The sequence below is a fragment of the Pseudoxanthomonas sp. LjRoot204_2 genome, assembly GCF_056175765.1.
In genome coordinates, this window is record NZ_JBGFFG010000441.1 from 1 (window position 1) to 2,655 (window position 2,655).

A 2,655-nucleotide genomic window follows, 5' to 3' on the forward strand; every position below is an offset into this window, starting at 1 on the left:
CGCCATGCGCGAGCGCTACGGCGCCAACGAACGGTCCCAGATGATGAAGTACCACATCCAGACCTCCGGCCGCTCGCTGCACGCGCAGGAAATCCAGTTCAACGACATCCGCACCACGCTGCAGGCGTTGTACGCGCTGTTCGACAACTGCAACAGCCTGCACACCAACGCCTACGACGAGGCGATCACCACGCCGACGGAAGAGAGCGTGCGCCGCGCGGTCGCCATCCAGATGATCATCAACAAGGAGCTGGGGCTGAACTTCAACGAGAACCCCTGGCAGGGCAGCTTCGTGGTCGACCAGCTCACCGACATCGTGGAAGAGGCGGTCTACAAGGAGTTCGAGGCGATCAGCGAGCGCGGCGGMGTGCTCGGTGCCATGGACACCATGTACCAGCGCGGCAAGATCCAGGAAGAATCGCTGTACTACGAGCACAAGAAGCACGACGGCAGCCTGCCGCTGGTGGGCGTGAACACGTTCCTGCCGCGCGAGCACGGCGGCGAGATCGCCACCGAGATCGAGCTGATCCGCTCGACCGAGGAAGAGAAGGGCCAGCAGATCGCCAACGTCCGCGCCTGGCAGGCCTCACGCAACGCGCTGGCACCGGAAGGCGAGACCGACCACAGCCACGCGGCGGCGCTCGAGGAACACGCCGAGCCGGAGACCCACGACGGCCACGGTCTGGCCTACCTGCAGCGCGCGGCGCGCGAACGCCGCAATGTGTTCGAAGCGCTGGTGGAAGCGGTGAAGACCCACAGCCTGGGGCAGATCAGCCACGCGCTGTACGACGTGGGTGGCGAGTACCGGCGGAACATGTAGGCCGCAGAAGACGAACCCCGCCTCGGCGGGGTTTTTCTTTGGGCGCGTGAAGGGGGAGCGGGGCTATGACGGGTTGCGTTACATGACGGGTTGCGTTACATGACGGGTAGCGTTATGGTTGGTGCGTGATCCGGAACTTCGCCGACAAGGAAGCCGAAAGAGTCTGGAACGGAATGCCCTCGCGGCGTCTGCCGGCCGACATGCAGGCTGTTGCCCGCCGCAAGCTGCGCATGCTGAACAACGCGGCCACGCTGGAGGATCTGCGCATTCCGCCAGCGAACCGGTTGGAGGCGCTGAAAGGCGACCGCAAAGGCCAGCACAGCATCCTGATCAACGATCAATGGCGCGTCTGCTTCCGCTGGAAGGATGGCGACGCGCACGACGTGCAAATCGTCGATTACCACTGAACTGTCATCAGAGGAGTTCTTCCATGAAGACCCTGCCCAATATCCACCCCGGTGAAGTGCTGCTCGAAGAGTTCCTGTTGCCGATGGGCATCAGCCAGAACGCGCTGGCGCGTGCCGCGGACGTGCCGCCGCGCCGTATCAACGAGATCGTGCTCGGAAAGCGCGGCGTCACTGCCGACACGGCGGTCAGGCTGGCGGCAGCGCTGGGTACGAGCGAGCGTTTCTGGCTGGGTTTGCAGGCGGACTATGACCTGGAAGAGGCGCATCGTGTGCTGGGGAAGGCGATCGGCCGGATCGAGCGGATTGCGGCGTGAGTGCAAGGCGTGCAGTCGCTGAGTGGGCAAGAGCCCGCCTCGGCGGGTTTTGTCTTTTCGGCGCCACGGACCTGCTCTCGTAGGCTGGGTTGATAAACCCAGCATCCCGGGCCCGGAGTCATCCGACGCTGGGTTTATCAACCCAGCCTACGAGTCCGCGGTGGCTTCCCTCGCCCTGCGCAGCGGGGAGAGGGTGCCGAAGGCGGGTGAGGGGCGAACGGAGTGGGAATGCGTCGGCGCCCGGTTCGTTACCGCGCTCGGCCCTCATCCGCCCCCGTATCGAGTACGGGGCAGGCTCTCCGGGCACCTTCTCCCCGCCATGCAGGGAGAAGGGAAAGGCAGCGAAGTCGGGGTTTACCGATACACCCCAGGCCCGTTCCAGATCAGTTCGCCGCGGCGGTAGATGCGCATGACGGTGACGACGTCGCGGGCGTCGCCGATGGTGGCCAGCTCGGGGTCGCCGGGTTGCATCAGGCGGCAGCCGCCGGAGCCGCGGGTGGCGACGATCTCCAGGGCGCAGACCATCAGTTCGCGGCGGCCGGGCAGGGGAAAGGAGACTTCCTTCATGCCCTGGGCCTGCCATTCGGCGACTCGCAGTTCGTTGCGCAGGTCGTAGTAGATCTGGTGGCCGTCCACTTCCATGCTGGGGGCGGCGGCGTTGCCCTGGTTGTTGCCCTGGCGCTGGCCGGTGCCGACGGTGGGGCCGTAGTTTTCGGGGGCGGTGTCCTGGGCGAGCATGCCGGGGGGCTGGCCCCACTGGGCGGAGCGGCGCCAGGCGGGTGGGCTGGACGGGGGGCGGTCCTGCGGCGGGGCGATGGCCTGCTGGCTGGCGGGGGGCTGGGGTTGGGCTTCGTCGGGGGCGACGGGGTTGTCGGCCTCGGTCACGCGGGTGGCGTCCACGGGGGAGGTGACGCGGGTTGTGACGAGGGGTTTGAGGGGTTTGGGACGTTCGGTGGGGTTCCGGGTGCCGGTCGGAGGGACGGGCGGGTTGGGGGTGGCGTCGGTGGGGTCGCCCAGGAAGTCGACCTTGACGCGCGCGCCGCCGGCGCTGCTGCTCTCGGGTTGGGACAGGGTGAGCTTGGATGAGTGCAGCAGGGCCAGCAGGAACAGCAGG

At 67.0% G+C, this 2,655-nt stretch carries 4 protein-coding genes; 3 read left to right on the forward strand and 1 reads right to left on the reverse strand.

Going from position 1 to position 2,655, the window contains the following annotated elements:
- The 3 genes from AC04L7_RS16235 to AC04L7_RS16245 form a co-directional block, all read left to right on the forward strand.
- The coding region (locus AC04L7_RS16235; protein WP_475513416.1) for a methylmalonyl-CoA mutase family protein at positions 1-820 on the forward strand (820 nt) is incomplete at its 5' end.
- 125 nt (positions 821-945) lie between these two features.
- On the forward strand, positions 946-1,227 hold the full coding sequence (locus AC04L7_RS16240; protein WP_435998081.1) for a type II toxin-antitoxin system RelE/ParE family toxin: 282 nt from the start codon (positions 946-948) through the stop codon (positions 1,225-1,227).
- A gap of 23 nt (positions 1,228-1,250) precedes the next feature.
- The gene (locus AC04L7_RS16245; protein WP_299342191.1) at positions 1,251-1,541 is read left to right on the forward strand and encodes a HigA family addiction module antitoxin; all 291 of its coding nucleotides are present in this window, start codon (positions 1,251-1,253) and stop codon (positions 1,539-1,541) included.
- Between the two features lie 354 nt (positions 1,542-1,895).
- Here AC04L7_RS16245 and AC04L7_RS16250 read toward each other — a convergent pair.
- On the reverse strand, positions 1,896-2,655 hold a 760-nt coding region (locus AC04L7_RS16250; RefSeq protein ID WP_475513417.1), incomplete at its 5' end, for a type II toxin-antitoxin system RelE/ParE family toxin.

Excerpts from the sequence above, each read along its gene's own strand:
- AC04L7_RS16245 (WP_299342191.1), top strand. The coding sequence starts at position 1,251 with ATGAAGACCCTGCCCAATATCCACCCCGGTGAAGTGCTGCTCGAAGAG.